This is a genomic window from Vibrio breoganii, from assembly GCF_024346795.1.
GTDB lineage: Bacteria > Pseudomonadota > Gammaproteobacteria > Enterobacterales > Vibrionaceae > Vibrio > Vibrio breoganii.
This window is the reverse complement of the sequence record NZ_AP024865.1, coordinates 209,449-234,608: the sequence shown is the minus strand read 5'-3', so window position 1 is coordinate 234,608 and position 25,160 is coordinate 209,449. Positions and strand designations below refer to the sequence as shown.

Here is a 25,160-nt window from a genome sequence, read left to right as displayed (position 1 = left end):
ATGAAATCTGTTTTCTGCCTATTTACTCATCGAACTGTGCCTTGTTAAGGTACAAACATTAATTGGTATAGTCCAAATGAGAAAAGATAATGAGAAATGAATATCTATTACTGACACCTGGTCCCCTATCAACTTCAGAAACCGTTCGTGAGGCCATGCTTAAGGATTGGTGTACTTGGGATGACGAATACAACAAAGAGATCGTTGAGGTCATTCGTAGCAAGTTAGTAACACTGGCTACCAACCAATCCGGTTACACCAGTGTATTAATGCAAGGTAGCGGTACAGTCTCTGTTGAAGCCACTATTGGCTCGGCGATTCCTAGTAACGGCAAGCTTTTAGTGGTCGACAATGGCGCTTATGGAGCGCGCATGGCAGAGATCGCCGGCTACCTTAATATTGCCTGTGAGACATTAGCTCCTGGCGAGACGAGCCGACCTTCCCTTGATGCCGTTGAAGCGTTGCTTCAGCGTGATAGTGATATTACTCACCTTGCAGTGGTCCATTGTGAAACCACAACCGGAATGCTGAATCCAATCAAAGAGTTAATCTCTCTGGCTAAGCGTTACAACAAGGTGGTCATCCTTGATGCTATGTCCAGCTTTGGCGGAATCCAGATGGATATTGGTGAGATAGGCGTCGATTTTATGATCAGCTCTGCCAATAAATGCATCCAAGGTGTACCTGGATTTGGTTTCGTCATCGCGAAACAAAGTGAACTAGAAAAGTGTCACGGTTTAGCCCGTTCTCTCAGCTTAGACCTTTATGCGCAGTGGAAGTGCATGCAGGACAACCACGGCAAGTGGCGCTTTACTTCGCCGACGCATACCGTGCGCGCCTTTTATCAAGCGCTACTTGAGCTTGAATCCGAAGGTGGCATAGAAGCGCGAGAAGCACGCTATACAGAAAACCAAACAGCATTAGTGCAAGGCATGCGCTCTCTTGGTTTCGCTCCTTTGTTAAATGAAGAGCTACATTCGCCAATCATCACCTCTTTTTATTCACCAACACATAGCGACTATCAGTTCAAAGAGTTCTATAACCGATTGAAAGAAAAGGGCTTTGTTATCTACCCGGGTAAAGTCTCTAACGCCGATTGCTTTCGCATTGGCAATATAGGTGAAGTGTATCCAGAAGACATCAAACGCTTAATTATTGCTGTGAAGCAAAGCATGTACTGGGAGATGGTGTAATGACTGCAGCAACTGCTTCTACGCATTTTCGAAGTGAAGGGGACGTCAATACTACCCCTGCACGTACGCTTTGGAATGAATCTTTACAACATGCACCCACTCAAGCGCTCCTAAAACGAGATTCTGAGGTGTTTCTGCATCAAGCGATGTCGACGCCTTGTCTCGATTCACTGGAAAGCGCTGATGGTATCTACCTAGAAGATACTCACGGTAAAAGGTACATGGATTTTCACGGTAATAATGTCCACCAGCTTGGCCATGGTCACCCTGCGGTACTGAATGCCATTAGTGAGCAATTGGCGAAACTGCCTTTTTCTCCACGCCGTTTTACCAACGAAACCGCTGTTTCTTGTGCTGAAAAGCTCACTGAGATTTGTGGTGGAGAACTAAACCGCGTGCTGTTCGCACCCGGTGGTACTTCTGTGGTCGGCATGGCGCTCAAGCTTGCTCGTCACGTTACTAAAAACTTCAAAGTGGTTTCACTTTGGGACTCGTTTCACGGCGCCTCTTTAGATGCCATATCTGTAGGTGGTGAGGCCTGTTTTCGTGAGGGCATGGGGCCGCTAATGTCAGGGGTGGAGCGCATTCCTCCAGCAGTATCTTATCGAGGTGCCTTGCCGTCTCAAGACGGTAGCGATGTGCATTATGCCGACTATTTAGAGTACGTCATCGAGAAAGAAGGGGGCATTGGCGCCTTCATTGCTGAGGCCGTTCGCAACACCGATGTGCAAGTACCAAGCAAGGCCTATTGGAAGCGTGTGCGAGAGATTTGTGACAAGCACAATGTCATGCTCATCATCGATGATATCCCAAATGGCATGGGACGCAGTGGCGAGTGGTTTACCTACCAAGCCTATGATATTGAGCCGGATATTCTATGTATTGGTAAAGGCTTAGGCGGCGGTGTGGTGCCAATTGCGGCCATGGTAACAAAAGACAAATACAACACAGCGGCTCAAGTATCACTGGGTCACTATACCCATGAAAAGAGCCCTATTGGTTGCGCAGCTGCACTTGCCACCATCAACACCATTGAACAAGACCAGCTGCTAGACAAAGTGCGTGAAGATAGCCTGTTTGTAAAAGCCGAGCTTGAGCGCATGAAAGCGCAATATCCAGTGATTGGAGATGTGCGAGGCATCGGGCTTTTATGGGGCGTCGAACTGGTCACCAATCATGTCACCAAAGAGCGCGCCTTCGACGAAGCCGAAGCGGCTTTATATCAATGTTTAAACGATGGTCTGAGCTTTAAAGTGTCACAAGGTAACGTAATCCAGCTGAGCCCGCCTCTGATTATCTCTCGTGAAGAACTCACTAGTGCACTTCAAATATTTGAACGTGCGATTGCAAAAGTATGTAAGGATTTTAACTATGTCTAACTCACCTGTTTCACCAATCCAAGCCGTCATCTTCGATTGGGCCGGCACTATTGTAGATTTTGGTTCATTTGCACCAACTAGCATCTTTGTTGAAGCATTCAAGACAGAATACGACTTCGATCTCACATTAGAAGAGGCTCGCGAGCCAATGGGACTAGGAAAATGGGACCATATTCAAGCAGTCGGTCGAATCCCTTCAGTAAACGCACGCTGGGTTGAGCGATTTGGACAGCCTATGGACACGCAAGATATCGACAAGATCTATCAAACCTTCATGCCACTGCAAAAGGCAAAGGTAGCGGATCATGCCGCGCCTATCCCTCATGCACTTGAGGTTGTTCAAGGGCTTAAGGATAAAAATATCAAGATTGGCTCATGCTCAGGTTACCCACGACAAGTCATGGATATACTAGTTAGAGCAGCGTCTGACTACGGCTACCAACCCGATTGCGTTGTCGCTACCGATGATCTTCCCCAGGGCGGTCGCCCGTCTCCATTCATGGCATTGAAAAATGTCATTGATTTAGGCGTTAGCGATGTTCGAGCTTGTATTAAGGTTGATGACGCAGCACCCGGTATTGATGAAGGCCACAACGCCGGCATGTGGACCGTTGGTTTATTGCTATCAGGTAACGAGGCAGGGTTAACACTTCAAGAATACCTAGATGCAGATGAAGCAACACTGCAAGCAGGACGCGATAAAGCACGAGCTAAATTGGAGAAAAGCAATCCGCATTATTTGATTGATACGATTGCTGATTTCCCAGAGGTTGTAGCGGATATTGAGCGTAGGTTAGCGGCGGGTGAAAGGCCGTAGGGGACGGGACTAGCTGACAGCTGGAAGCTTTCAGCTGTCAGTTTTTTAAAGCTCTGTTATTCCCGAACGCTTTTTTGGGCCAGCACACTGGTCGGGAATCTATTCGCACTGCTTAAACTAAAAGGTCCCCGATAAAACAACTCAGGGACGACGTTCAGCGCTACTCCCTAATCCTAAGGCCATAGGACCTGATACGACCTCAATAAAGTAGACACCTAATTTAAGGATTAGGTGTCATGCAAGTAAAACAAAAACGAGTATTTTCAAACGAGTTTAAAAGAAACGCAGTTCAAAAATCACTAGTGTCTCCAGATACAGTAAACTCAGTCGCCAAGTCATTAGGTATTCATCCTAGGCTTTTGAGTAAATGGAGGCGCAAATTGACATCATCTAAGCAAACTTCAAACCCGATTAAGAACGAAGGTCCAGAGCATTCTTTAGCTGAGCTAGAGCGAGAAGTCGCTCGTCTTAAAAAGCAGCTTGAAAGGGCTGAAATGGAGAATGACATGCTAAAAAAGGCGAAGGCCTACTTCGACAGCCGAAAAGAATAAAGTTTGAGTTTATAGCTAAGAACCATAGCGCCAAGCGACCGATTAAGTGGCTTTGCCATCTCTTTGAAGTCTCTCGTTCAGGGTATTATAAGTGGTTGAACAGTGAACTTAGTGAACGGTCTGTAGAGAATCGTTCATTATCTGATTTTCTCAAGGCTACCAGCGACGAGCAGCACTGTATTCCTGGTTATCGGAAGCTTTGGAAACTTGCGATTGAAAACAGCTTTGTGTGCAGCAAAGCGAGGGTCCAGCGCTTACTACAAGCTATGGGCTATCGTTCTCGGGCTTGTAAACGCAGCTTTGGTCGCGCAGTGAGTAAATCAAATACCATTAACGCTTTTAATCTGCTGAATCGAGAGTTTAAAGTCGCCGACCCTAATCGTGTTTGGGTATCCGATATTACTCAGGTTAGGTGCCGGGATGGTTGGCAATACTTGTGTGTAATTCTTGATTTGTACTCAAGAAAAGTTGTTGGTTGGGGAACGAGCAAAATAAACAATGCTGACTTAGTCATAAAGACATTAAATCGAGCATGGAAGCTCAGAAAGCCGGACGGTGACAAATTACTATTTCATTCAGATCAAGGAACCCAATATACGGCTGAGAATACATTGCTTTGGCATCACAAACGGAACATTACCGTGAGTATGTCTAGGAAAGGAAATTGCTGGGATAATGCGTGTGCAGAGAGCTTCTTTGCACAGTACAAAAAAGAGTGGATGAGTAACCTTGGAGAGATATCTCGCCAGCAAATGATCACTCAAAGTCGACTTTATATCGTTAATTATTATAATTCAGTAAGAAAACATGGGACACTCGGTAGAGTTAGTCCCAATGATTTCGAACTAGTAAAATAAAACCCCGTGTCTACTTTTACGGGGTCATATCAACCTAGGACCTAGCACCTAGCACCTAGCACCTAGCACCAAAGCACCAAAGCACCAAGTACCTAATACCCTGCACCGCTCTTTACTGCCAGCCAAATTTCCACTAACATGGAAATATCAACTGGAGATCCCCATGCAATTAGAACACGTCGCAAAAGCCCTTAAAGAACTTGGTCATCCTACTCGCCTTTCCATCTACAAACAGGTAGTGCGTGCGGGTCATAAAGGGATCCCTGTCGGTGACATTCAGCAAGAATTAGACATTCCTGGTTCTACATTGTCACATCATATTTCCAGCCTTTCTTCTGCCAACCTCATCACTCAGCGCCGTGAAGGGCGTACCCTTTACTGCTTGGCGCTCTACGAAAATCTCAACGATGTTATCGATTTCCTACAAAACGAGTGCTGCATCGACGAATGTGATTAAAATTCAATCTTCATATTTTCAATGAGTTAGCAGATCCCACCCTTATATTTCTAATTTTATCGAAATAAAAGATTGACTCATTCCGTTATATTTCTATAATTCCAACATATTCGAAATACAGAGTTTACCATTATGAACAACGAAATCATGACTATGGCGCAAGAAGCCGGTCACATGTTTTTATTCTTAGCTGCAGAATTAACTGTACTATTCCTTGCCATCAGCTACTTGGTTGGTGTGCTGCAAGAGTTTATTACTCCTGAAAACATCCAATCGATCCTGAGCTCGAAGAACGGCAAAGGGTATTTTGTTGCCGCGCTATTAGGCTCAATCACCCCTTTCTGCTCATGTTCAACCATCCCGTTTTTGAAAGGTCTGTTGCGCGCTAAAGCTGGATTTGGCCCTATGATGGTGTTCTTGTTTGCAAGTCCTCTACTTAACCCTGTGATCATTGGGTTGTTCGTAGTGACATTTGGCTGGCAAGTAGCGCTATTCTATTTTGCAATTGCTATGACAGTGTCTGTAGTATCGGGCTATGTACTTGAAAAGCTTGGCTTTGAGAGATACGTTCGCGAAGAAGCATATCAAAATGATGCGGTAGCAAGTTCTTGCGGTACTAGCTGTGATGACACCCCAAAAGCGTCAAGCTGTGGTGATTCGAAGCCAGCTACAAGCTGCGGCGAGCCAAAACCAGTAACCAGCTGTTGTGATTCTTCTGAAGCACAAGTTGAAGTGAAAACTAACTGTGACGGTACGCTAGCAGTAGAAAAAGTAGAACCAAGCCGCTGGGTACGCATCTGGCACTCAACTTGGAAAGACTTTAAACAAGTATTGCCATACTTGATGTTAGGTATCTTTATCGGCTCATTTATCTACGGTTTTATTCCAACGGATCTAATCGCTAAATATGCAGGTGAGAACGTATGGTACGCGATTCCAGTAGCTGCGGTTATCGGTATCCCACTATACATCCGAGCTGAAGCGGTAATTCCTCTTAGTGCAGCACTGGTTAAAAAAGGCATGGCGCTAGGCTCTGTAATGGCTTTGATCATCGGCTCAGCAGGTGCAAGCTTGACTGAAGTTATCTTGCTTAAGTCTATCTTCAAGAACCAAATGATTGCGGCATTCTTGACGGTAATCCTAGGTATGGCAATGGGTGCAGGTGTTTTGTATAGCTACTTGTTTTAAGTAGTAATAACGTTAGGGTGCACATACTCAGATAGGCACCCTCAACAGATCCTGCTGGGCCGGCACACCGGATAGTTGCGCTGCAACTTCCAGGATGTCGTTGTTTATAAATCGTGAACTGAACTACCGCGTCATCCTGACGAAAGTCAGGATCTTAGCGTGCACACAATCAGATAGGTACTCCCTAAGATCCTGCTGAGCCGGCACACCGGATAGTTGCGATGCAACTTCCAGGATGACGTCGCTTATAAAGCGCGACCCAAACTACTTACGACGTGCCTTCTTCGCCGCCTTGTTCTTCTTTCTATCTTTAGCCTTTTTAACGCCAGCCTTACGGCCCACATTACCCTCAACACCAAATCCACCTTTTTTAAGTAGGGCCCTTCCTTCGGTAGAATTCATGTAAGTTCGTGCCTCTGCATCGCCCTCATTAGCTGCCTCTTGTAGCATCTGGCGAAGTGGCATTGGTGTTTTCACTGAGCGCATTTCTTTAAACAAGTCGATAGAGCGCAAAGCAACCACTGATTTGATGTGTGCAACTTTTTGCGAATCATCCGTTTGGGCTACTGCTCGGTCAAAGATCTTGGTTAAGAACGCTTGATGCCCCTCAGCTTGAGCGATCACATCAACCAATAGAGCTTCCACTTCCAATGCGATTGGTAAATCTTCGTAAGACGCTACCATCAGATCGGCGCGCTCTTGCGAAGACAAGTCTTTGCACACCGCTTTGTTGTCTGAGATAAACGCCGCGTAGCCTTTGAAAAAGTTCACAGCTGGTGCTTTCTTTGCTTCCGCTTCTATTAAGCCTGAACGTAATGATCGCAGCGCGACTTCATCTTGTGGGTTTGCCTCGTAGCGCTTTATTTTCTCAAATAACTCTAGCGTTAGCGAAGCCTTGTGCTGAACCTTTAGACCCTGCTGAACAAACTCTAAATACGCATTGTTATCAAGCTTGTAGGTCACTGACAGCATGAATGAAAGTGCTTCATGATTGCCCTTCATGGCAGATTCCGCTAGATAATCGAGCCCTAACTTCGACTCCCCTATGCGGGTAAGATAGAGTCCAAATCCAAGCAGAGCCTCGCTATCTTTATCGAATTGAAGCGCTTTTTTGTAGAGCTCTTTGATCTCTTGCGAGGTTTTGTCCACCAGATGCTTTTCTGCATAAGCATTGGCCAGTAGCAACCATGTATCCGTGCATCCCTGAAGAATCGCTTTGTCTGACCAATACTCCAGATCAAGCTGCCAATTGGCGCGCTGTTGCTTGTTACCAAACTCTTTAGAAGAAAGCTTATCTAAGAAATACTTTGCGATGCCATAGCTTGATTGGTTACTACCACTTAACGCAAGAGCAACGGAATCTGCCAGTTCTAGTGAGTGGTTCTCTTGCCATTCAGGCATCTGATTTTGGCTAATGTTCAATAGCTTACCCGCCACATACTTAGCAATGTCATGCATTTCTTGCATCAGCTCGCGCATTCGTGAATGGGACAAGGTGATTTGCGCGACAAAGTGTCCGTGGCTTTCACTGATATGCACTGACTGGTTACCCAGATGACGCAGTGTGTTCATGCTTTCAATCATCCAAGCATCAATCTTACCTGAGGCCTCAAGCTGCTTAATCTTATTAATTAAATCCCCAGATACTGGTGGCTTGAGGCCATAGAAACGCCCTAGTTCATGGCACGCAAGCTCAACAAACAAGCGCATCTTAGCCAAACTGGATTGCGTGTCTGATGTGGCATACTTTTCTGCCTGTATTGCTTGGATATACAGCTCATTGAGCTCGCTTTGCAAGAAAGCATAGTTATCAACTGACTGGGTAGTGAATAATGAAGTGTGTTGTGTGTGGGACACTTGATTGTGTGACATGGTTTAAGCCTTATATTGATTATTTGCGTTAATAATAACCAGGTAGGCGACAGATAGTGTCTCATACTGAAGCGTGTGTGTTTTTTAGACATATCGAAGTTGGGTTTTCCCTAAGATCCTGAATCGAGTTCAGGATGACAGCCGTTTTTCGGCTTTCGACTTCCAACTTCCAACTTCCAACTTCCAGAAATTAACACTAAGCGATAGTTAATTGTAAGCTCCACTCCCGCGTCATACTGGAAAACACGAAGTATTTATCCAGTATCTTAGCAGGCTCAATACTCTGTTTTGTGCACACTCAAATCCCGATTCAGGTCCAGGATTTAAAGTTGTCATAACTCATCGTCCATGTAGGATAGTAAGTTGTTAATTTTATTCACCAAGGATGATTGTGAGCTGGATTCTCTTCACTTTTTTAGCGGCTTTTAGTCAGGCATGGCGCAACGCCTTTCAGAGTCAGTTGAGCAAAACACTCAATGTGACTGGAGTTACGCTGGCACGCTTCCTGTGGGCAAGCCCACTGGCACTCATTTACCTTGTCGCACTTTATCAATGGCAACCCACCGATTTACCCACCTTTACTGGTCACTCTTGGTTTTTCTTGATTGGCGCTTCGATTATGCAGATAGTCGCCACTGCACTTATGGTGGTGCTATTTAAGCAAAAGAATTTCGCTATTGGTGCCGGCTTGGCGAAGTCTGAGGCGCCTGTATCCGCCTTTCTGGGGGTACTCTTCTTTGGTACAAGCTTGACATTCCTTGGCTGGATAGGGGTATTAGTGGGAGGCGTTGCCGTATTGATCCTCAGTTGTCCGCAAGGCTTTCGAAGCATATCTATCAATACTGCTGCCCTAGGTTTGGCTTGTAGCAGCGCCTTTGCCCTCACCTCCCTTTGGATACGAGAGGCCAGTCTCAGCTTATCTTTACCATTTCCTCATCGCGCGGCATGGGTGTTGTTTATTGTTATCTTGCTGCAAACCATCATGCTTGTGGGCTATCTGCTAATAAGGGATAGAGACACTCTTAAGCAAATGATCACTAAGCCAAAGCTCGTGGTCATGACCAGTATCGCCAGCTTTGTCGGCTCTTTCGGCTGGTTTAGCGCCATGTCACTGCAAGCTGTGCCTTATGTGAAGACATTGGGGCAGGTAGAGATCTTTTTCACCATGTTGGTTTCTTTCTTCTATTTGAAGGAAAGTATTCCGAGAAAAGATATTTTTGCGCTACTACTGGTTGCCGTGGCGGCTGGGTTGGTGATGTGGCAGTAGGTGGGATTTAGTAGACGCATAACCGTCGTCCCCGAGGTATTTTATCGGGGACCTGATCGTAGTATTTCGTACAAGCAGATTCCCGACCAGTGTGTTGGCCCAGAAAAGCACTCGGGAATGACGGGGCCTTTCGCACTTTTCGTTAAATCTGATCGCTGACAGCTAAAAACTGAAAGCTGTCAGTCCCCCCCTAACCACCTGAACCAAACTAACCACCCCCTCACCCGCACATTCCCAACATTGCTCTAGTTCATTTTGTATTTCGCATGCGCTATGTTTCCTTGAGTCGTACAAAATAACAGCTGTTTTATCCCCAGCCTGCAATCTATGGGTTTCGCCGTACTCAGTATAACGAACAGCGCCTACCATAATGTAAACATCGCTCGAGTCATCAGACGCTTTAAGCAAACCTTGGATATTATGCAAAGCACCTTCATCGCTTTGTGTTGCTGCTTGCTTGTTGATCCACTGTGTTAGCTCATCATAAAAGACGGTGTAATCGGTCAAGGCCGTGTCTTTGCCTGTCAATTGCCAGGTGCCATTGCGGTAGTGAAAACCACACAGCCGAAAATGCCCTAAGCCACTATCAAACTGCTCAAGTGCCACTTCCACATTGGCGAGTCCTTTTGATGCTTGTCCCCAGTTCTTTTTCTGGGCGAGTTTACTGGCTTTGCAATTGCGGTGGGTTGCATCATTGGCGACTGTCATAGCGCGAGGGATTAGCTGTATAACGTGCCCGTTGAGCGGCTTTTGCACAGAAAAGCGAATCGCTAGCTCAGGTTCCATCTGCACTATGGCATCCTCGTCATCAGGCAGTTGTAAGGTGTCCGATGAATAAGGATCCACTGTCAGATAATCGTCGCTTGCATCAGGAACATAGAACGGAAACAAGGCGCGTGGTTTATCCGATTGATCGCTGACATCAAGTGCGGCGATCTCTCCGGTTTGGTCAAGGTGACCCGCACTATTGCCAGCAATGCCAAATCCTGCAAGGCGTTGATGAGTTTTCATATTAAGCCTCTGCAGAGTTTGGGTTCGCCAATAGCTGCACCATATCCACCAAGCAGTTGAGCGCAACGGAGACATCTTGCGCATTCACCTGCTCTCGTGGGTTGTGGCTAATGCCTTTCTCGCAGCGCACAAATAGCATTCCGATATCAGTGATATTCGCCATCACCATGGCATCATGACCTGCTCCGCTTGGTAAAAAGCACGCCTTGGTGCCTGTTTGTTTTTCGACAACCTTGCCCCACTGCTGCTGCAGTTCGGCATTGCAAGGTACTGCTTCGGCTTGATAAGTAAGCTCGGAGGTCAGTTGCAGTTCGCGGCGCTGCGCGATCTCTTCCAGTTGAGAGTGCAGTTCATTGCACGCCACTTCAAGATCGCCTTGTACCGGACTACGAACATCCAAAGAGAAAACCACATCACCAGGGATCACATTCACAGCACCAGGCTTCACATTGCACTTGCCTACAGTGGCAACCACATTGTGCTCTAAGCCATAGGTTTCTATGGTCGTTATCATCTCAGCAACACCACATAACGCGTCCATACGCAAAGCATGTGGCACGGTACCAGCATGGCCCGCCATGCCCTTAACTGAAAATTGATAGCGCTTAGCGCCAGCAATCCCCGTCACCACCCCAACCGGCAAGTTAAGATCTTCCAGTACCGGGCCTTGCTCAATATGCACCTCAAGGTATGCCTTCACCTCCTGTGGCAATCGAGCGTCTTTACCTGCCAATTCAGGGGGTAAGCCAAAACTCAGCATGGCCTCGCCCATAGCGATATTGTCACTGTCCTTGATGTCCAGCCATGCAGGCTGAAAACAGCCAGCTGTCGCACTTGAGCCTATAAGAGTGGTATTAAAACGCACTCCCTCTTCATCGGCAAAGGCCACTAGATCCACATGAAACGGCAGGTCGATACCTTCAAGCTGCTTTAGCGCCTCTAACCCAAGCAAGATACCAAGATTGCCATCGTATTTTCCTGCATTCACCACAGTATCACTGTGAGAACCTATGATAAGGGTCGGTTGGGTCGGGTTGGAAGAAGCCTTTCTTCCCCATTGATTTCCAACGCTGTCTTGCCAAACCTCTAGCCCTGCCAGGGCCATCCAGTGGGATAATTGCTGATGTGCTTGCTTATGCTCTTTAGTGAGATAGGCTCGAGTTAGCCCCTTCTCCATGGCACTAAATTGGGCCATTTCATCGGCTCTTTTTAATATTTCGTCGCCGCTACCTTGCGTCATTGTTCACATTCCTTGTCAGCATTAATGGCTGTAATAATCCATGGCTGCAACTACCGCTTGGCCTGGGATGATCTTAGCTTTGTGTTTGACCAAGATAGATTCGAGCGCCGCTAGAGTGGTCAATACACACTCTTGGCGAGCGTTGAAGCCCATAGTGCCGATGCGCCAGATCTTGCCATGCAGCGGCCCAAATGAAGTGCCAATCTCAATACCAAAGCGGTGCAATAATTCAAGGCGCACCTTTTCACCATCAACGCCTTGCGGGATGTAAACACCTACCACGTTATTCATCTTAAATTGCGGGTTACCAAACAGCTCTAACCCCATAGCGCGCAAGCCCGATGCCATGGCATCGCCTGCTTGTTTATGGCGAGCAACCACTTGGTCTGCGCCTTCTTCTAAAAACAAGCGAGCACATTCGCGAGCGGCATACAGCATACTGGTCGCTTCGGTATGGTGGTTTAGACGCTCTGGTCCCCAATAATCCATGACCATAGCAAGATCAAAGTAGTTGGATTGGATCATGGCTTCATCACCCGCAACATGGTGGTCAGCACGGATGCCGGCCTCAATGTGTTTGCGTCGATTGATGACCTCAGCACAGCGATCGCTTAGGGTGATTGGCGCACTGCCAGACGGCCCTCCCAAACATTTCTGTAAGCCAACGGATGCGGCATCAAGGTGCCATTCATCGGCTTTAAGATCGTTCCCTGCAACAGAAGCGGTAGCGTCACAGTAGAACAGCACATCGTGGCGTTGACATATCTCACCCATCTCTTTTAGCGGCTGATTCATCGTGGTGGACGTGTCGCCCTGCACTGTCGCTAGTAGCTTTGGCTGAAACTCTTTAATGGCTTTTTCGATAAGCTCTGGCGGGCACACCTCGCCCCATTCGATATCAATAGTTTTCACCTTCGCCCCAACACGCTGCGCAATCTCACACAATAAGTGACCAAAACGACCAATCACAGGAATAAGCACTTTATCGCCCGGCTGCAATACCGACACCAATACTGCCTCAATGCCCGAGCGTGCAGTACCGTCCACCAGCATGGTCTGCTGATTTTGAGTTTGAAATACACCGCGAAACAACTGCTGAACTTGGTTCATATAACCCGTCATGACTGGATCGTATTGGCCAATCAAAGAAGAAGAGAGCGCCTGATGAACCCTAGGATAAGCGTTGATTGGACCAGGTCCCATCAGCATGCGTTGTGGTGGGTTTAGGGGTTCAAAAACGGTGTTATTGGTCATGTGTTTCTCCAAGAAAATAGGTTCCATCACTACGAGGATCGCTGGTTGCAGACGCGTCCCCTTGTGGATTCAATACAACGGCGCCGGCGTGGCCCATTAATTCATTGTGATCAGCGACAGCGGTGACATCGTGTCCCATAAGGGTTAAGTCCGCTGCGTACTCTTGATAAAGTGCTTGTTCTAGCCTGAGGTTATTAGCGGAGTCTCCCCAAGTTCTGCCCAGTAACCATCGTGGCTCTGCCACCGATTGAGCGAGGGTTTTACCCTGATAAAGATAGCGACTGAACAGGCAAGCTTGAGTCTGTGGTTGGCCTTCGCCGCCCATGGTTCCATACACCATGCGCCTGCCATCATTGAGCTCGACATAAGCAGGGTTAAGGGTGTGAAATGGTTTCCTTCCAGGCTGCAAGGCATTGTGGTGTGAAGGTTCAAGAGAAAAGCTTTGGCTACGTATATTCCACAGGATCCCCGTCTCTGGCAGCACCACACCTGAGCCAAATTCCCAGTAAATACTTTGGATAAAGCTCACCATAGTGCCGTATTGATCCGTCGCCCCCATCCAAATGGTGTCGCCCGGTTTGGCAACGTGAGGCCAAGGCTGTGCTTGCGTTGCAGAAATGTTCGATACACATTCCTCAATCACTTCATCGGTAAGCCAAGATTGCAGAGGCTGCTGCAGATAGGCTTCATCAGTCACAACGCGGTCACGAATGATGAATGCCTGCTTGGTTGCCTCAACCAGCAGATGCATATGGTCAATCTCCTGCTGTGCCTGACCAACGAGCTTGTCGTAGATGGCCAGAATGAGCAGTGAGGCAACCCCTTGGGTTGGCGCGCCAAAGTTAAACAGCTTGCCCTTTGAAATCTCCACGCTAAGTGGTGGTAATACCCTGGCCTGATGCTGATGCAAATCTTCTATAGATAAGGGGCTTCCTGACTTTTGCAGATCAGAGGCGATACTGCGTGCAATGTCGCCTCGATAAAAATCATCAAGCCCGTTTTTTGCTAGCGTCTTTAGAGTGCTTGCTAGCGCAGGGTTCTTCACTGTATCGGCGACCTTTAAAGGCTCGCCATTGTTTAGGTACAGCTTGGCAAACTCTGCAGCACTGCCCAAGCGCTGCAAGGTTTTCTCACTGGCATTCACTAAACTCTGGGTGACGCTAATACCATTGTTGGCAGCATTGATAGCAGGCGTAAGTAGGCGCTCTAGTGCAAACTCTCCGCCATTGATTTGCAATGCCTTATCCCACCCAGACACAGTGCCTGCCATAGTAATCGCTGATGCCCCGCCACTTTCTGGTAGTAAGGGCTCTATTCGGTATGCCTCTGGGTCAACCGACAGGCTAGCCGCACCGCAAGCATCGATAGCGATCGGCGCTTCGCCCTTTTTACAAATAAGCCAAAACCCGTCGCCACCAATGCTGTTCATATGGGGATATTGCACTGCGACCATAGCGGCAGCCGCCACCATTGCCTCACTGGCAGTGCCACCCGCATCCAGTATCGACTGCCCTACCTCAGCGGCTTTCGCATGTGGCGCTGTGAAGGCGGTTTGAAAACTCATGATACTTCTCCTTCAAGCATTCGCTGTGCCGTTGCAATGAGCGTTGACTCGCTGTTAGCTAATCCCATCAAAGAAATGCCTGTTGGGCCCTCGGGTAGCCCTGACATAGGAAGGTGCAGCTGAGGAAGACCTCCAAGACCAGCAATAGAGGTCAATCCCATCAGCTCTGTGCGATATTGAGCAAGGGCTGCGTCGGCGATATTCAACTTAGGAGGTCCCGTCGGCGTGGTGGGTATTAACCAAACCGCCTTGGACATTCGGATACAGTTAACTAAAGACTGAGTAAAGTTCGCCTGCTCACTCTTCGCTGACAGATAATCATCTTCGGTGATCGTACGAGCCCATTGCACTCGCTCTAAGATCCTTGGGTCTAGGCTATCGCCATGTTGGCTAAGCCACTGCTCACGGGTTTGAATGATCTCAAAGCCCTGAATCGTTCTAAACATCAAACTAAGAGAGGCAAGGTCTAAACCAATATCTGCCAAGAAGCGCACCGGTTTAATGCTGATGCCGGCACTTTCACACCATTTAGTCAGCATTTGCAGGCGCTCTTTACTTAGAAACTTAACCAGGTCTTGATCAAGGCATAGAGTATCGATCTGGTTTGCTTGCTGCTGCTCTTGATTTAATGCCTCGAAGACAGTCTTCATCAGCGTAAGATCGCGAGTAAACAGTCCGGCGGTATCAAAGCTCTTGGATAGTTCAAAGCAGTGCTTAAGAGAGAGCGCGCCAAGGGTTGGTCTAAGTCCGTATAGGCCGCAATAACTAGCAGGCACGCGTACCGAGCCGCCCGTATCAGTACCGATGGCAAAGTCAGCATTTCCAAGGGCGACGGCCACCGCACTACCACTTGAAGATCCGCCCGGGATGCACTCAGGTGCAAGCGGATTCACTGGCGTGCCGTAGTGAACATTGGTGCCATTGAGGCTATAGGCCAGCTCATCGGTTTGCACTCGGCCAACACAGCTCGCTCCCTGCTCAAGCAAAGCTTCGATAATGGGTGACGTGCTTTCTGCCTTTGGATGTGTTGCAAGCCAGGTGGGATTACCCGCACCTGTGGTAAAGCCATCCACATCAAATAGATCTTTAAATACAAAGCTGTGGCCATCGAGCGCACCTTGATGTGATGGTGCTATTTGAAAAGGGCCTTGCTGGCAATAAAGGCTGATATCGCGCTGGTGAGTACTCATCATGCCTCCATTACTTAGCCGCGACGGCAAGGTCTTGTTCTGCACTCTTGGCATAGCGATTCGCCATTACTGCGCAGTAGAAGATCTGAATTGGGTGATAAAGCATGATAGGCAGTAAAATCATGCCTAAAGACGGATCAGAACCAAAGATAACCGCCGCCATAGGAACGCCTGCGGCTAGGGTTTTCTTGGTACCGCAAAATACGGCGGCCACTTCATCTTCATGACTAAACGCACTCTTACGCGCGCCCCACTGGAAGAAATGGATCATCACCATTAGTACTGCAACACAAACAGCAATAGTGGTTGCCAGCATTGCAATAGAGAAGGTGTGCCAGATGCCATTTGCTACCGAGTCACAGAACGCGTTGTAGACAATCAGCAAGATGACGTATTTGTCCACTTTGTTGACCACAGCTTTGTGTTTTTCAGCAAAAGCGAGCAGCAAGGGACGAGCAAGTTGACCCACTAGCATTGGCAGAAGCAACAGTTTGGCAATGGATATCACTGAGTCCATTAGGTTCAGCTGTGCACCTTCAAAGCCCATAAACAACTGAATGAGAAATGGAGTGATCAGGACGCCAATAATGCTGGACAGAGACGCGTTGAAGATAGCGCCAGGTACATTTCCTTTGCCCACGCTGGTCATGGCAACAGACGAGGAAACCGTGCTTGGCAATACGAATAGATAGCAGAAGCCAAACGCGAGGGCCGCAGGCATATAGGCTAAAAACAGGTCACCAAAGATCACCCATAACAAAGGGTAAAAGATAAAGGTCGCGGATTGAATAAACAGGTGCAGACGCCAGTTACTCAAGCCCGCTTTGATAGCACTTGGCGCAAGACCCAGACCATGTAGAAAGAATACGATGGCAACACCAATGCCCGTCAGTTTATCGAGATGAATCGCTCCACCCGTCTTACCAAGATCGGGGGTTATGGTCGCCAGCGCAATGGCGAGTACCATGCCCACTAGAAACCATTCTTTTTTTAGCTTGCTTACTATGTTCATTATTGGGATTACTTCTCTAATTTATTCAAGTTCATCGAGCTGCGAGTAATGAGCGCTGACCTTACCGCTGACCTTGACCGCTTCCGGCCCTAAGTGGCGATATACCTTGTTCACTAGGTAGGAGATAAGGCTCATTGGCGCGGCATAGCTATCTAACGGATTTTGATTGTTCATATGGCAAATCAAGTAGTGAGAAACGCTAGGAATGTACTTTTGCCCCGACTGGTCGGTGATAAGCAAGGTGTCATGCTCTGCCAGCAAATCTAAGATCTTGGAAAAGTGGTTAACGCGTCTACGAATGCCGATAACAATGACAAAATCCTCATCAGTGATAGAAGCAATATCCTCTCCGATGGTTTGCCCTGGCGTTGGCAACAATTCAACATTGCCACGGCACTGCATCAACTGCTGTCTAAAGTGCAGTGCCAATGGGTAGCTATTGCGATAACCAATGATCTTTATGCGCTTAGCCGACGACAGCTTTTCGGTAAGGTCGGTTAAGTCCATTTCACCAAGCTGTGCCCACAGCTGCTCAAGGGAGACAAGCTCTTGTTGCAGTTCTTTCTCTTCTACTGGCGCAGTAATAACTGGAGTGCCTTTATCACGCTCACTCAGTAATTCATTGCGCAGCGCTACATGGTCTTCATAACCCAATTTGCGAATAAACCGGCTGACACTGGCCTTGGACACCTCGCACGCTTCAGCAATCTCATTGGTCGACAGCATCAAGATCTTTTCAGGGTTGAGCTGTAGATAATCGGCTAAGCGACGATTATTCTTAGTCAGCTCTGAGTAGTGCCTAGTTATTCGTTCACTTAACGGATTACTAATGGGACTCATGAAACGCTCCTACAAAGAAAGTGATTTAGCGAACTGCAGACAAAAAGCCTTGTAGTTCAGGAGTTTGAGGATTGGCAAACACTTGGCTGCTTTCTCCTGTTTCCCAAACTTTACCTTCGTTCATAAACACCACTTTGTCACCCACATCGCGAGCAAAATTCATTTCATGGGTCACCAAAATAAGGGTCATTCCTTCCGCTTTTAGCTGTTCTAACACCTTGAGCACTTCTCCGACAAGCTCAGGATCCAGCGCCGATGTGATCTCATCACAAAGCAGGACTTTTGGGTTCATCGCCAGCGAGCGAGCAATCGCTACACGCTGCTGCTGACCACCAGACAGGTTGCCAGGGTAAGCATCAAACTTGTCAGCAAGCCCTACCTTTTCTAGTAGCTCTTTGGCTATCTCACGGCACTCTTGCGGGCTTTTCTTTAACACAAGCTTTGGTGCAAGCATGACGTTCTCACCAACCGTCTTATGCGGAAAAAGGTTAAAGCTTTGAAATACCATGCCAACGCTGCGGCTAAGCAGTCTCAGTTTGTAGTCGTCGTCTTCTACCGACTGGCTATCGACGATAATTACGCCTTCTTCGTAGGTCTCGAGACCATTCATACAGCGTAATAAGGTACTTTTTCCTGAGCCACTGCGACCAATGATGGAGATAACCTCACCCGCATTGATCTTTAGGTCTACACCTTTTAATACGTGGTTTTCGCCATAGTATTTATGGACTTTTTCAACACTAACGAGTGACATGATTTTTACTCTCCAAGTAGCGAGCTAATAAAGACAGAGGAAAACAGATAACGAAGTAAAGCAGTGCCACAAAAGCAAACACCTTGAAGGGTTGGAAGGTCGCATTGTTAAGCATGGTTCCAGCCTTGGTTAATTCCACAAAACCAATGATCGATGCCAGTGCTGTGCCCTTAACGATTTGAACTGAGAATCCAACGGTTGGGGCTATGGCCATGCGCATCGCCTGAGGTGCGATGATGTACCGCATACTCTGCAAGTAAGTCAGGCCGAGCGTGCGGCACGCTTCCCATTGCCCCTTTGGCAAGGCATCGATACATCCGCGCCAGATGTCATGAAAAAATGCACTACTAAATAGCGTCAAAGACAAAATGGCCGCAGACCAAGCGCTGACTTCTATCCCTAGCAGAGACAAACCGAAAAAGGTCAGGAACAGCTGCATCAGTAGTGGCGTTCCTTGGAATATCTCCACATACACCTGAATGATTCGAGTAAAAACCACATTACGCGTGCTACGCAAGAAGGTCAGCAAGGCGCCTAATATGCCACCACCCACAAATGCGATAAGGGACAATAAAATGGTCCAGCGTGCTGCCATCAGAAGGTTGCGTAAAATATCCCAATCAGAAAATTGCATCATTGTTGGGCTCTCCTATAACGATGGGTTTTTGAAGCTTGCGTGCTTCACCATGGCAAACACTTGACGCATAAGCATGGATAACATCAAGTAAATCAAGGCAGTCACTAGGTACGCCTCAAAACTCAAGAAGCTGCGTGACTGAGCAAAGTTAGCTGCAAATGTCAGCTCTTCCACCGAAATCTGCGAGACAACCGCTGAGCCGAGCATCACTATGATGCATTGACTAGTAATCGCCGGATACACACGCTGATAAGCCGGTGGCAAGATAACGTGCATAAAGATTTGGCGATTGGTCAGACCCAATACTCTGCCTGCCTCCCATTGCCCCTTAGGTGCAGCCTCAATTCCGGCTCGTAGAATCTCAGCGCTGTAAGCGCCTAGGTTGATCACCATAGCAATACAACCCGCCTCCCATGCCGTTAGCTTTATGCCAATGGCTGGCAAGCCAAAGAAGATAAAGAACAGCTGCACAATAAATGGCGTATTTCGAATCACTTCTATGTAGCTGGCGCTAAGCAAACGCAGCCAGCGATATTTGTTTATGCGCCCTGCCGCGCACAGTGTTCCGAGTAGCAGGCCACCTAACGTAGAAATGGTCGTTAGCTTAATGGTGGCCCAAGCTCCGGTGAGGAGCTGGGGCACATACGGAGCAAGACCTGCAATATCAAGTTGATAGCTCATCAATGGGTTCCTAATTAAGCGCCAAGTGAAGCTGGGAATGGCGCCTTAAGCCACTTCTGAGAGATGTTCTCTAACTCACCCTGTGATTTCGCTTGCTTGATAAGCACATTGATCTCATCCAATAGCTCAGTGTCACCTTTCTTAATGCCGATGTAGCATGGAGAATCCTTCAGCATGAACTTAACTTGAGGCGCTTTAGTTGGATTGCGGTTGGCAATTTCAGTCACTACTAGGTTACCCGTCGCAATTAGGCTTACTTGGCCAGATAGGTAAGCTGATAGTGTTGCGTTGTTATCTTCATAGCGTTTTAGCGTTGTGCCCTTTGGCGCTAGCTTGCTCAGCTCGATGTCTTCAACAGAGCCGCGTGTTACGCCTACCGTTTTACCCGCTAGCTCTTCTGGGGAAGATACGGTTTCAGCATCGCTACCAAACACACCAAGGAAGAAAGGCGCGTAGGCATCCGTGAAATCGATCGCTCTCTCACGCTCTGGATTTTTACCCAGGCTTGAGATCACTAGGTCAACCTTACGCGTTTGCAGGTAAGGAATACGGTTAGCACTCGTCACGGGTACTAACTCAAGTTTCACGTCCATCTGATCGGCCAAGTACTGCGCCATATCGATATCGTAACCCTGCGGCTGAAGATTAATATTCACCGACCCAAATGGAGGAAAGTCTTGCGGCACTGCCACCTTCAACACACCACTCTCTTTAATAGCGTCTAATTGGTTAGCACTAGCCACTTGTGCGCTCAGCAGTAAAGAGGCAGTTAAAACGGTTTTGATTACAGCCTTAAATACGTTCATATGGTATTTCCCTATAAAGAAATGAAACAATTGGAACAACTGATTTAGTTATTGCAACGAACGTGCCAAAAATTGAAAGTATCGATTGAGGCTAGGTAAATAAGGGCTTGAGGGTGTTTTTTGGTGAAGGTAGGTTTTTAGAGATGAAACGGTAAATGATTTATTTGGTGCAATGCTTGCGCCATAAGGACGCAATGGGAGGGTTTTGAGTTGGAGTGTTGGGGTGCGCATTGTTGAGTTCGGTAGCACCTAAGATCCTAGATAGTTGCGCTGCAACTTCTAGGATGACAACCTGGTTGGAAGGCAAACTTAGCCTAACAAGAACCAAAACACGTCATTCTGGAAAGCTCGAATGAGCTTATCCAGAATCTTAGAGAGCACAGCCTTAGATTAGACACCACTCAAAAACCAGCACTAACTACTGAGCCAAATGCGCCCTAAGCGCAGACACAGCCTGCTTCGTCGACTCAAACGCAAACCCGTTTAAATCTATCTCGTCTAAAGACATCCAACTCAGGCTTTCAACATCATCATCGGCAATAATTTGCGCCTCATCATCAAGGGTCACGATGAACACCATATCGCAGGTTGTGTAGACCACCTCTTTGTAAGGATAAACATTGGGAAAGGAAGTAAGGTACTGAAATGACTTAGGTTCTACCCCAATCTCTTCTTTTAACTCACGATTTAATGCCGTTTCTGCACTTTCATGGGGATCCACATATCCGCCCGGCAAGTCCCATTGCCCTTTACCCGGCTCACGTGAACGAGTCGCGACTAGTAGCATGGTTTCTGAATCAGTGTTTTGTTTGATGACAGCGGCCATTACGGCAGCCGCCATATTTTGGAAGAAGGTAAAATCGCACTCGCTGCAGTTAAACTGGTTTTTAATCGTGGCTAAGCTCTTAACTCCGCACTTGGGGCAGTAAAGCATTGTTGGATACCTAGGATAAAGTCATTGATTAAATTCACTTTATCATCAAATCCTAATAGAAAAAACGTGCTTATTTTGCCTTAAGTGTGGTGTCTCGCTCCACTAAAGTGACTGGCACCATTAGCTTAACGCGGCTCATATCGCCTTCTTTGATTTGATCGACGAGTATTTTCACTGCCTCTTTTGCTAATCGATTGAAGTCCTGCTTAAAGGTAGTCAGTTTATAGCTGTGCCACTTGGCTTGTGGGATATCATCGAAACCAATCACTTGAAGGTCTTGCGGAATGTTTAACCCAAACTCAAAGCGAGCAATATCCATCGCTGCCATCGCCAGGTTATCTGTGGCACAAAATACGGCATCAGGCTTTGAATCTGTGTTAAGCATCTCTCTTATCGCAGGGATCGCACCAAGGTAATCATAGTTAGCCTCAATAATCTCAGGACGATTACCAGAGAGTTCCGTAAACTCATCACAAAACCCTACACTGCGCTCGCTATTAGTAATGGTGGGGACTTCACCAGTAAGATATACCACCTTTTTCGCTTGTGACTCGTAGAAGCAGCGAGCGGCAATTTGGCCAGCCGAATAGTTATCACTCACTACAAAACTACTCTTAGTACCCTCTACGACTCTCGCATACTGAACCACAGGGATATTGAACTCTTCGCACTCTTCATACAGTTCAGTATTGAAGGTTGCAGAGGCAGCAATCACACCATCTACACGGTAGCGAAATATATTCGGAATGGAATGCCCGTCTTGATCGCTCACTTGCCATGGGATCAACACTGCCGAATAACCGTGCTTTTGCAACTCTATACTGATTTGTTGCAAGGTCTTCATATGGATAGGGTAATCAGCATCTGGAAATACCAAACCAATAAGTTTTGATTCGTTTGTCGTTAGGCTTCGTGCAAATGCATTTGGTCGATAGTTTAGAGCTTTAGCTGCTTCATACACTTTCTGTTTTGTTTTTTCAGCGACAGAGCTTCCCTCAACAAAGACTCGAGAGACTGTCGATTGAGAAACGCCGGCTAGTTTTGCGACATCTTTAGAGGTTACTGGTGCTTTTGACGTAGACATTTTCATTGTAATTTCAGTGCTGTATTCGAGATTATTTTAACACAACTGGACGGATGTCATTATTTCAATTTAAGAAATGGGAAGCTCATTCAAATAAGAATCTGACTCAAACCAAGAAGCCACTCGTTCTAAATCGAATTATTCGATAAACGAGTGGCTTTATCTTTTCAAGCAAGACTCTACCGCTATGTTAGCAAATAGCTGAGTCTGCCTATGCTACGCAATTAGAAGTAGTAACGAATACCCGCTGCCCACTGGTCATCACGATTAACAAATTCAGTACCTTTAAGTTGGTCATTGCCAAGATCGAACTGGTATTCAGTCCAAACTAGGAACTTGTTTTCAACGAAGTGATATTCAAGACCTGGGATAAGAAGATTACGCTCATAACCATTTGTCTCATCTCCACGGTCTTCCATGTAGTTGTAGTTCAGCGTTGGACGTAGACCGTTTTCAAATTGGTAGTACACATACACTTCACCGCCTAGCGTATCCATCAGGACGTTGCTGCTCGTTGATGTCTCAACTGATTCCCAGTTTTCGCCCACATGGAAGGTAGCGCCTACATAAAAGGCACCCGTTGTGTAGTTCGCACCAAGTAGATAGATACGCATATGGTCGCCATCTTGCGCACCAATAACACCAGAAGTGACATTGTCGAGTTCATTCTGATGATATGCCGCACCAATACGCAAGCCATCTACTGGCTTATAAGTTACAGACGCACCAATACCATTTTTGAGTGTTGCTGTACCGCGGTTGCCTTCGCTACCTGATAGTGCAACGTCTTCACGCGTAGTTTGGTAAGTAAAACCGTACTGGAACTTCTCACCCACATTGTTACGGTAGGTGATTGAGTTTTCTGCACGACCTGTACCCGAGGCGATACCCCAGTCCGATAGGTTGTAAACGCCAGAACCACGAGTACCAAATACACGACCAAGGTCGGTGTACCAAGCAACATCGTAGAAGGTAGACCACTGTTTGGTACCTGCAGCAACCTTACCGTATTTGTCGTGCTCTACACCTGCGTACAAAAGGCGGTCGTAAATGTTGTCGCCATTTGCGCCAGAGTTGTAACCCCATTCTGCGTGGCCAAAACCCTTCCAGCCATCGTCAAGCTGCATCACACCTTTAAGGCCGAATCGAGAAGAACCACTGTTCCACTCGCCTTCATCGCCGTTACCACGGTCTTGGTAACGAAGGTCAAAACGACCGTCAATTGTCAGGCTATCGCCCGCTTCATTTGTCCAAGTGTGGGCTGCAAAAGTAGAGGTAGAAGTTACTGCAGCTAAAACCAAAAGGCTTAATCTAGACTTTTTCATAAAATCACTCGAATTTCAGGCGCAACTAGCCCTTCCGTATGCACACGGCCTAAAAATTAAATATTCTTTGAAAAGTGGTGCCTCAGACTAGAGGCACCTTTGGGAGCAACCTAATTTAAGTATGTCACGGGTTAGCGCCATTCTCACCGGAGAGAAGTTTTTCAGTTCGACTGAAAATGACACACTTAAATCGGATATCTATTCCTTACAGTGAAGGATTCAAGATCTGTTGAGTACGCTCAAAAACGTCTAGACCTTGTTGTTGTAGCCAGTATGGTAGGTCAATCAGAACCCAGTTTTCAGACAGTTTGTCACCGTCACGGTAGTACACGTCCACTACTTGCATGTTTGCACGTACTTCACCGCCTGTCATACCTAGGAAGCCACCTGTTGGGGTGTTTGATAGGTTAGGCCAGCCGAAGAAGCAAGAGAAGTTACCTTCTGCAAAACGGCAAACGTGACCATTGAACTTCTTATCTTTCAGGTTGTTACGGAAAGGAAGCTGATGCTGTTGTTGGTAGCGAGGGATAGTGTAAGACGCACCGATACCACATGGACCGTACCAAATCATGTCTTTTGACCAGCTCTTCGCTAGTACTTCTGGTGGGCAACCCATAGCGCCGCTGTCGTTAAGAGCAGATAGGTCATCAACCATTTTGTTTACTAGTGCTAGTGTTGCAATACCTTCTTCTGGAGCCGCATCTTCGAACAGTAGGCCATCGTGGTTACGTGGACCAGGGTAAACAAAGTGCTTACCCGTTGATGGAGGCAGTGGGTAGCAACCCGCTTGATCCATCATGCCTAGAAGGTCTAGGAATAGGCCTGTTTTAGTGATCTTACCGTCAACAACACAGTTAAATTCTGCGTAGCGAACGTTCATGATTTTGCCTGTTGGACGCATACCAAGGTATTCTGCGTCGAATAGACCCATGAAGTGACCCATGCTCATTACCCAAATTTCATCTGGGTTTACTTCGTTGTTACCACCAATAAAGATGTCTTGACGACGTTGCATGCGAGTCATTGACTTCATCATTGGAGCCCAGAATACGTCAGCTGCTGCTTGTGCGCCTTCTTGCTCGCGGAACGGGTAAACACCTCTCCACAAGTAATCTTCTGAAGTGTGTGCTTTCAATACTTCTGCAACGTTTTCGTGAGTTGCATTTTCCATCGCATCAAAGTAATCGCGAACGATGCGTTTTGCTTCTTGGTACTTAGACATGGTTTAAAACCCTTATTTGAATGTG

23 protein-coding genes are annotated in these 25,160 nt (G+C 47.1%); 7 read left to right on the top strand and 16 right to left on the bottom strand.

Features of this window, described 5'->3' with window-relative positions:
* Positions 1 to 89: 89 nt before the first annotated feature.
* The 6 genes from phnW to OCU35_RS14300 all read left to right on the top strand — a co-directional run bounded on the left by phnW (position 90) and on the right by OCU35_RS14300 (position 6,442).
* Positions 90 to 1,193 (top strand): 2-aminoethylphosphonate--pyruvate transaminase, encoded by a 1,104-nt coding sequence (gene phnW, locus OCU35_RS14325; protein ID WP_017029507.1) that lies wholly within the window; start codon positions 90 to 92, stop codon positions 1,191 to 1,193.
* The gene (locus OCU35_RS14320; protein ID WP_261826348.1) at positions 1,193 to 2,572 is read left to right on the top strand and encodes an aspartate aminotransferase family protein; all 1,380 of its coding nucleotides are present in this window, start codon (positions 1,193 to 1,195) and stop codon (positions 2,570 to 2,572) included. The genes phnW and OCU35_RS14320 overlap by 1 nt, the downstream gene beginning before the upstream one ends.
* Positions 2,565 to 3,389: a phosphonoacetaldehyde hydrolase gene (gene phnX / locus OCU35_RS14315; RefSeq protein WP_017029509.1), complete on the top strand. Its 825-nt coding sequence runs from the start codon at positions 2,565 to 2,567 to the stop codon at positions 3,387 to 3,389. The genes OCU35_RS14320 and phnX overlap by 8 nt, the downstream gene beginning before the upstream one ends.
* 236 nt (positions 3,390 to 3,625) lie before the next feature.
* A protein-coding gene (locus tag OCU35_RS14310; RefSeq protein WP_261825663.1) for an IS3 family transposase occupies positions 3,626 to 4,797 on the top strand; the annotation gives its coding sequence in 2 pieces (ribosomal slippage) (positions 3,626 to 3,899 and positions 3,899 to 4,797; 1,173 coding nt in all).
* Positions 4,798 to 4,960: 163 nt separating this feature from the next.
* A complete protein-coding gene (locus OCU35_RS14305; RefSeq protein WP_017029510.1) occupies positions 4,961 to 5,254 on the top strand; it encodes an ArsR/SmtB family transcription factor in 294 nt (97 codons plus the stop codon).
* 132 nt (positions 5,255 to 5,386) lie between these two features.
* Positions 5,387 to 6,442 carry a permease gene (locus OCU35_RS14300; protein WP_261826347.1) on the top strand — a complete coding sequence of 352 codons (1,056 nt, stop codon included), beginning with the start codon at positions 5,387 to 5,389 and terminating at the stop codon, positions 6,440 to 6,442.
* Between the two features lie 264 nt (positions 6,443 to 6,706).
* Here the strand turns inward: OCU35_RS14300 and OCU35_RS14295 are convergent, their stop codons facing one another.
* Positions 6,707 to 8,314: a DUF4145 domain-containing protein gene (locus OCU35_RS14295; RefSeq protein ID WP_261826346.1), complete on the bottom strand. Its 1,608-nt coding sequence runs from the start codon at positions 8,312 to 8,314 to the stop codon at positions 6,707 to 6,709.
* Between the two features lie 385 nt (positions 8,315 to 8,699).
* Between OCU35_RS14295 and OCU35_RS14290 the strand changes: the two genes are divergently transcribed.
* The gene (locus OCU35_RS14290; RefSeq protein WP_261826345.1) at positions 8,700 to 9,581 is read left to right on the top strand and encodes a DMT family transporter; all 882 of its coding nucleotides are present in this window, start codon (positions 8,700 to 8,702) and stop codon (positions 9,579 to 9,581) included.
* 162 nt (positions 9,582 to 9,743) lie between these two features.
* On the opposite strand, the gene OCU35_RS14285 is transcribed toward OCU35_RS14290, so the two are convergent.
* The 15 genes from OCU35_RS14285 to OCU35_RS14215 all read right to left on the bottom strand — a co-directional run bounded on the left by OCU35_RS14285 (position 9,744) and on the right by OCU35_RS14215 (position 25,135).
* Positions 9,744 to 10,592 (bottom strand): DUF5718 family protein, encoded by an 849-nt coding sequence (locus OCU35_RS14285; RefSeq protein ID WP_261826344.1) that lies wholly within the window; start codon positions 10,590 to 10,592, stop codon positions 9,744 to 9,746.
* A 1-nt stretch (position 10,593) separates the two neighbouring features.
* On the bottom strand, positions 10,594 to 11,832 hold the full coding sequence (locus tag OCU35_RS14280) for an allantoate amidohydrolase (protein WP_261826343.1): 1,239 nt from the start codon (positions 11,830 to 11,832) through the stop codon (positions 10,594 to 10,596).
* Between the two features lie 21 nt (positions 11,833 to 11,853).
* Positions 11,854 to 13,086, bottom strand: a complete 1,233-nt coding sequence (locus OCU35_RS14275) for a pyridoxal-phosphate-dependent aminotransferase family protein (protein WP_261826342.1) — start codon at positions 13,084 to 13,086, stop codon at positions 11,854 to 11,856.
* Positions 13,076 to 14,650, bottom strand: coding sequence for a gamma-glutamyltransferase family protein (locus OCU35_RS14270; protein WP_261826341.1), 1,575 nt, complete (start codon positions 14,648 to 14,650; stop codon positions 13,076 to 13,078). Before OCU35_RS14270 ends, OCU35_RS14275 begins: the two co-directional genes overlap by 11 nt.
* Complete coding sequence (locus OCU35_RS14265; RefSeq protein WP_261826576.1) at positions 14,647 to 15,840, bottom strand: amidase; 1,194 nt, start codon at positions 15,838 to 15,840, stop codon at positions 14,647 to 14,649. Before OCU35_RS14265 ends, OCU35_RS14270 begins: the two co-directional genes overlap by 4 nt.
* A 10-nt stretch (positions 15,841 to 15,850) precedes the next feature.
* On the bottom strand, positions 15,851 to 16,852 hold the full coding sequence (locus OCU35_RS14260) for a bile acid:sodium symporter family protein (protein WP_102479985.1): 1,002 nt from the start codon (positions 16,850 to 16,852) through the stop codon (positions 15,851 to 15,853).
* A gap of 21 nt (positions 16,853 to 16,873) precedes the next feature.
* Positions 16,874 to 17,692 carry a MurR/RpiR family transcriptional regulator gene (locus OCU35_RS14255; RefSeq protein WP_261826340.1) on the bottom strand — a complete coding sequence of 273 codons (819 nt, stop codon included), beginning with the start codon at positions 17,690 to 17,692 and terminating at the stop codon, positions 16,874 to 16,876.
* A 25-nt stretch (positions 17,693 to 17,717) separates the two neighbouring features.
* On the bottom strand, positions 17,718 to 18,446 hold the full coding sequence (locus OCU35_RS14250; protein WP_017029521.1) for an amino acid ABC transporter ATP-binding protein: 729 nt from the start codon (positions 18,444 to 18,446) through the stop codon (positions 17,718 to 17,720).
* A complete protein-coding gene (locus tag OCU35_RS14245; protein WP_017029522.1) occupies positions 18,433 to 19,083 on the bottom strand; it encodes an amino acid ABC transporter permease in 651 nt (216 codons plus the stop codon). The genes OCU35_RS14250 and OCU35_RS14245 overlap by 14 nt, the downstream gene beginning before the upstream one ends.
* Positions 19,084 to 19,095: 12 nt before the next feature.
* Positions 19,096 to 19,764, bottom strand: a complete 669-nt coding sequence (locus OCU35_RS14240) for an amino acid ABC transporter permease (protein ID WP_261826339.1) — start codon at positions 19,762 to 19,764, stop codon at positions 19,096 to 19,098.
* Between the two features lie 14 nt (positions 19,765 to 19,778).
* Positions 19,779 to 20,570 (bottom strand): transporter substrate-binding domain-containing protein, encoded by a 792-nt coding sequence (locus tag OCU35_RS14235; RefSeq protein ID WP_102449104.1) that lies wholly within the window; start codon positions 20,568 to 20,570, stop codon positions 19,779 to 19,781.
* Positions 20,571 to 20,988: 418 nt separating this feature from the next.
* Complete coding sequence (locus OCU35_RS14230) at positions 20,989 to 21,504, bottom strand: NUDIX hydrolase (protein WP_065598498.1); 516 nt, start codon at positions 21,502 to 21,504, stop codon at positions 20,989 to 20,991.
* A 70-nt stretch (positions 21,505 to 21,574) separates the two neighbouring features.
* Entirely contained in the window at positions 21,575 to 22,588 is a 1,014-nt protein-coding gene (locus OCU35_RS14225) for a LacI family DNA-binding transcriptional regulator (RefSeq protein WP_102359882.1), read from the bottom strand.
* A gap of 224 nt (positions 22,589 to 22,812) precedes the next feature.
* Positions 22,813 to 23,913 carry a porin gene (locus OCU35_RS14220; protein ID WP_261826338.1) on the bottom strand — a complete coding sequence of 367 codons (1,101 nt, stop codon included), beginning with the start codon at positions 23,911 to 23,913 and terminating at the stop codon, positions 22,813 to 22,815.
* 205 nt (positions 23,914 to 24,118) lie between these two features.
* Entirely contained in the window at positions 24,119 to 25,135 is a 1,017-nt protein-coding gene (locus OCU35_RS14215; RefSeq protein ID WP_102359879.1) for a nuclear transport factor 2 family protein, read from the bottom strand.
* Positions 25,136 to 25,160 lie beyond the last annotated feature (25 nt).

What these genes read in the sequence shown, in the direction of transcription:
- phnW (WP_017029507.1), top strand. Translation starts at nt 90, where the DNA reads ATGAGAAATGAATATCTATTACTGACACCTGGTCCCCTATCAACTTCA.
- OCU35_RS14320 (WP_261826348.1), top strand. Translation starts at nt 1,193, where the DNA reads ATGACTGCAGCAACTGCTTCTACGCATTTTCGAAGTGAAGGGGACGTC.
- phnX (WP_017029509.1), top strand. Translation starts at nt 2,565, where the DNA reads ATGTCTAACTCACCTGTTTCACCAATCCAAGCCGTCATCTTCGATTGG.
- OCU35_RS14305 (WP_017029510.1), top strand. Translation starts at nt 4,961, where the DNA reads ATGCAATTAGAACACGTCGCAAAAGCCCTTAAAGAACTTGGTCATCCT.
- OCU35_RS14300 (WP_261826347.1), top strand. Translation starts at nt 5,387, where the DNA reads ATGAACAACGAAATCATGACTATGGCGCAAGAAGCCGGTCACATGTTT.
- OCU35_RS14295 (WP_261826346.1), bottom strand. Translation starts at nt 8,314, where the DNA reads ATGTCACACAATCAAGTGTCCCACACACAACACACTTCATTATTCACT.
- OCU35_RS14290 (WP_261826345.1), top strand. Translation starts at nt 8,700, where the DNA reads ATGATTGTGAGCTGGATTCTCTTCACTTTTTTAGCGGCTTTTAGTCAG.
- OCU35_RS14285 (WP_261826344.1), bottom strand. Translation starts at nt 10,592, where the DNA reads ATGAAAACTCATCAACGCCTTGCAGGATTTGGCATTGCTGGCAATAGT.
- OCU35_RS14280 (WP_261826343.1), bottom strand. Translation starts at nt 11,832, where the DNA reads ATGACGCAAGGTAGCGGCGACGAAATATTAAAAAGAGCCGATGAAATG.
- OCU35_RS14275 (WP_261826342.1), bottom strand. Translation starts at nt 13,086, where the DNA reads ATGACCAATAACACCGTTTTTGAACCCCTAAACCCACCACAACGCATG.
- OCU35_RS14270 (WP_261826341.1), bottom strand. Translation starts at nt 14,650, where the DNA reads ATGAGTTTTCAAACCGCCTTCACAGCGCCACATGCGAAAGCCGCTGAG.
- OCU35_RS14265 (WP_261826576.1), bottom strand. Translation starts at nt 15,840, where the DNA reads ATGAGTACTCACCAGCGCGATATCAGCCTTTATTGCCAGCAAGGCCCT.
- OCU35_RS14260 (WP_102479985.1), bottom strand. Translation starts at nt 16,852, where the DNA reads ATGAACATAGTAAGCAAGCTAAAAAAAGAATGGTTTCTAGTGGGCATG.
- OCU35_RS14255 (WP_261826340.1), bottom strand. Translation starts at nt 17,692, where the DNA reads ATGAGTCCCATTAGTAATCCGTTAAGTGAACGAATAACTAGGCACTAC.
- OCU35_RS14250 (WP_017029521.1), bottom strand. Translation starts at nt 18,446, where the DNA reads ATGTCACTCGTTAGTGTTGAAAAAGTCCATAAATACTATGGCGAAAAC.
- OCU35_RS14245 (WP_017029522.1), bottom strand. Translation starts at nt 19,083, where the DNA reads ATGATGCAATTTTCTGATTGGGATATTTTACGCAACCTTCTGATGGCA.
- OCU35_RS14240 (WP_261826339.1), bottom strand. Translation starts at nt 19,764, where the DNA reads ATGAGCTATCAACTTGATATTGCAGGTCTTGCTCCGTATGTGCCCCAG.
- OCU35_RS14235 (WP_102449104.1), bottom strand. Translation starts at nt 20,570, where the DNA reads ATGAACGTATTTAAGGCTGTAATCAAAACCGTTTTAACTGCCTCTTTA.
- OCU35_RS14230 (WP_065598498.1), bottom strand. Translation starts at nt 21,504, where the DNA reads ATGCTTTACTGCCCCAAGTGCGGAGTTAAGAGCTTAGCCACGATTAAA.
- OCU35_RS14225 (WP_102359882.1), bottom strand. Translation starts at nt 22,588, where the DNA reads ATGTCTACGTCAAAAGCACCAGTAACCTCTAAAGATGTCGCAAAACTA.
- OCU35_RS14220 (WP_261826338.1), bottom strand. Translation starts at nt 23,913, where the DNA reads ATGAAAAAGTCTAGATTAAGCCTTTTGGTTTTAGCTGCAGTAACTTCT.
- OCU35_RS14215 (WP_102359879.1), bottom strand. Translation starts at nt 25,135, where the DNA reads ATGTCTAAGTACCAAGAAGCAAAACGCATCGTTCGCGATTACTTTGAT.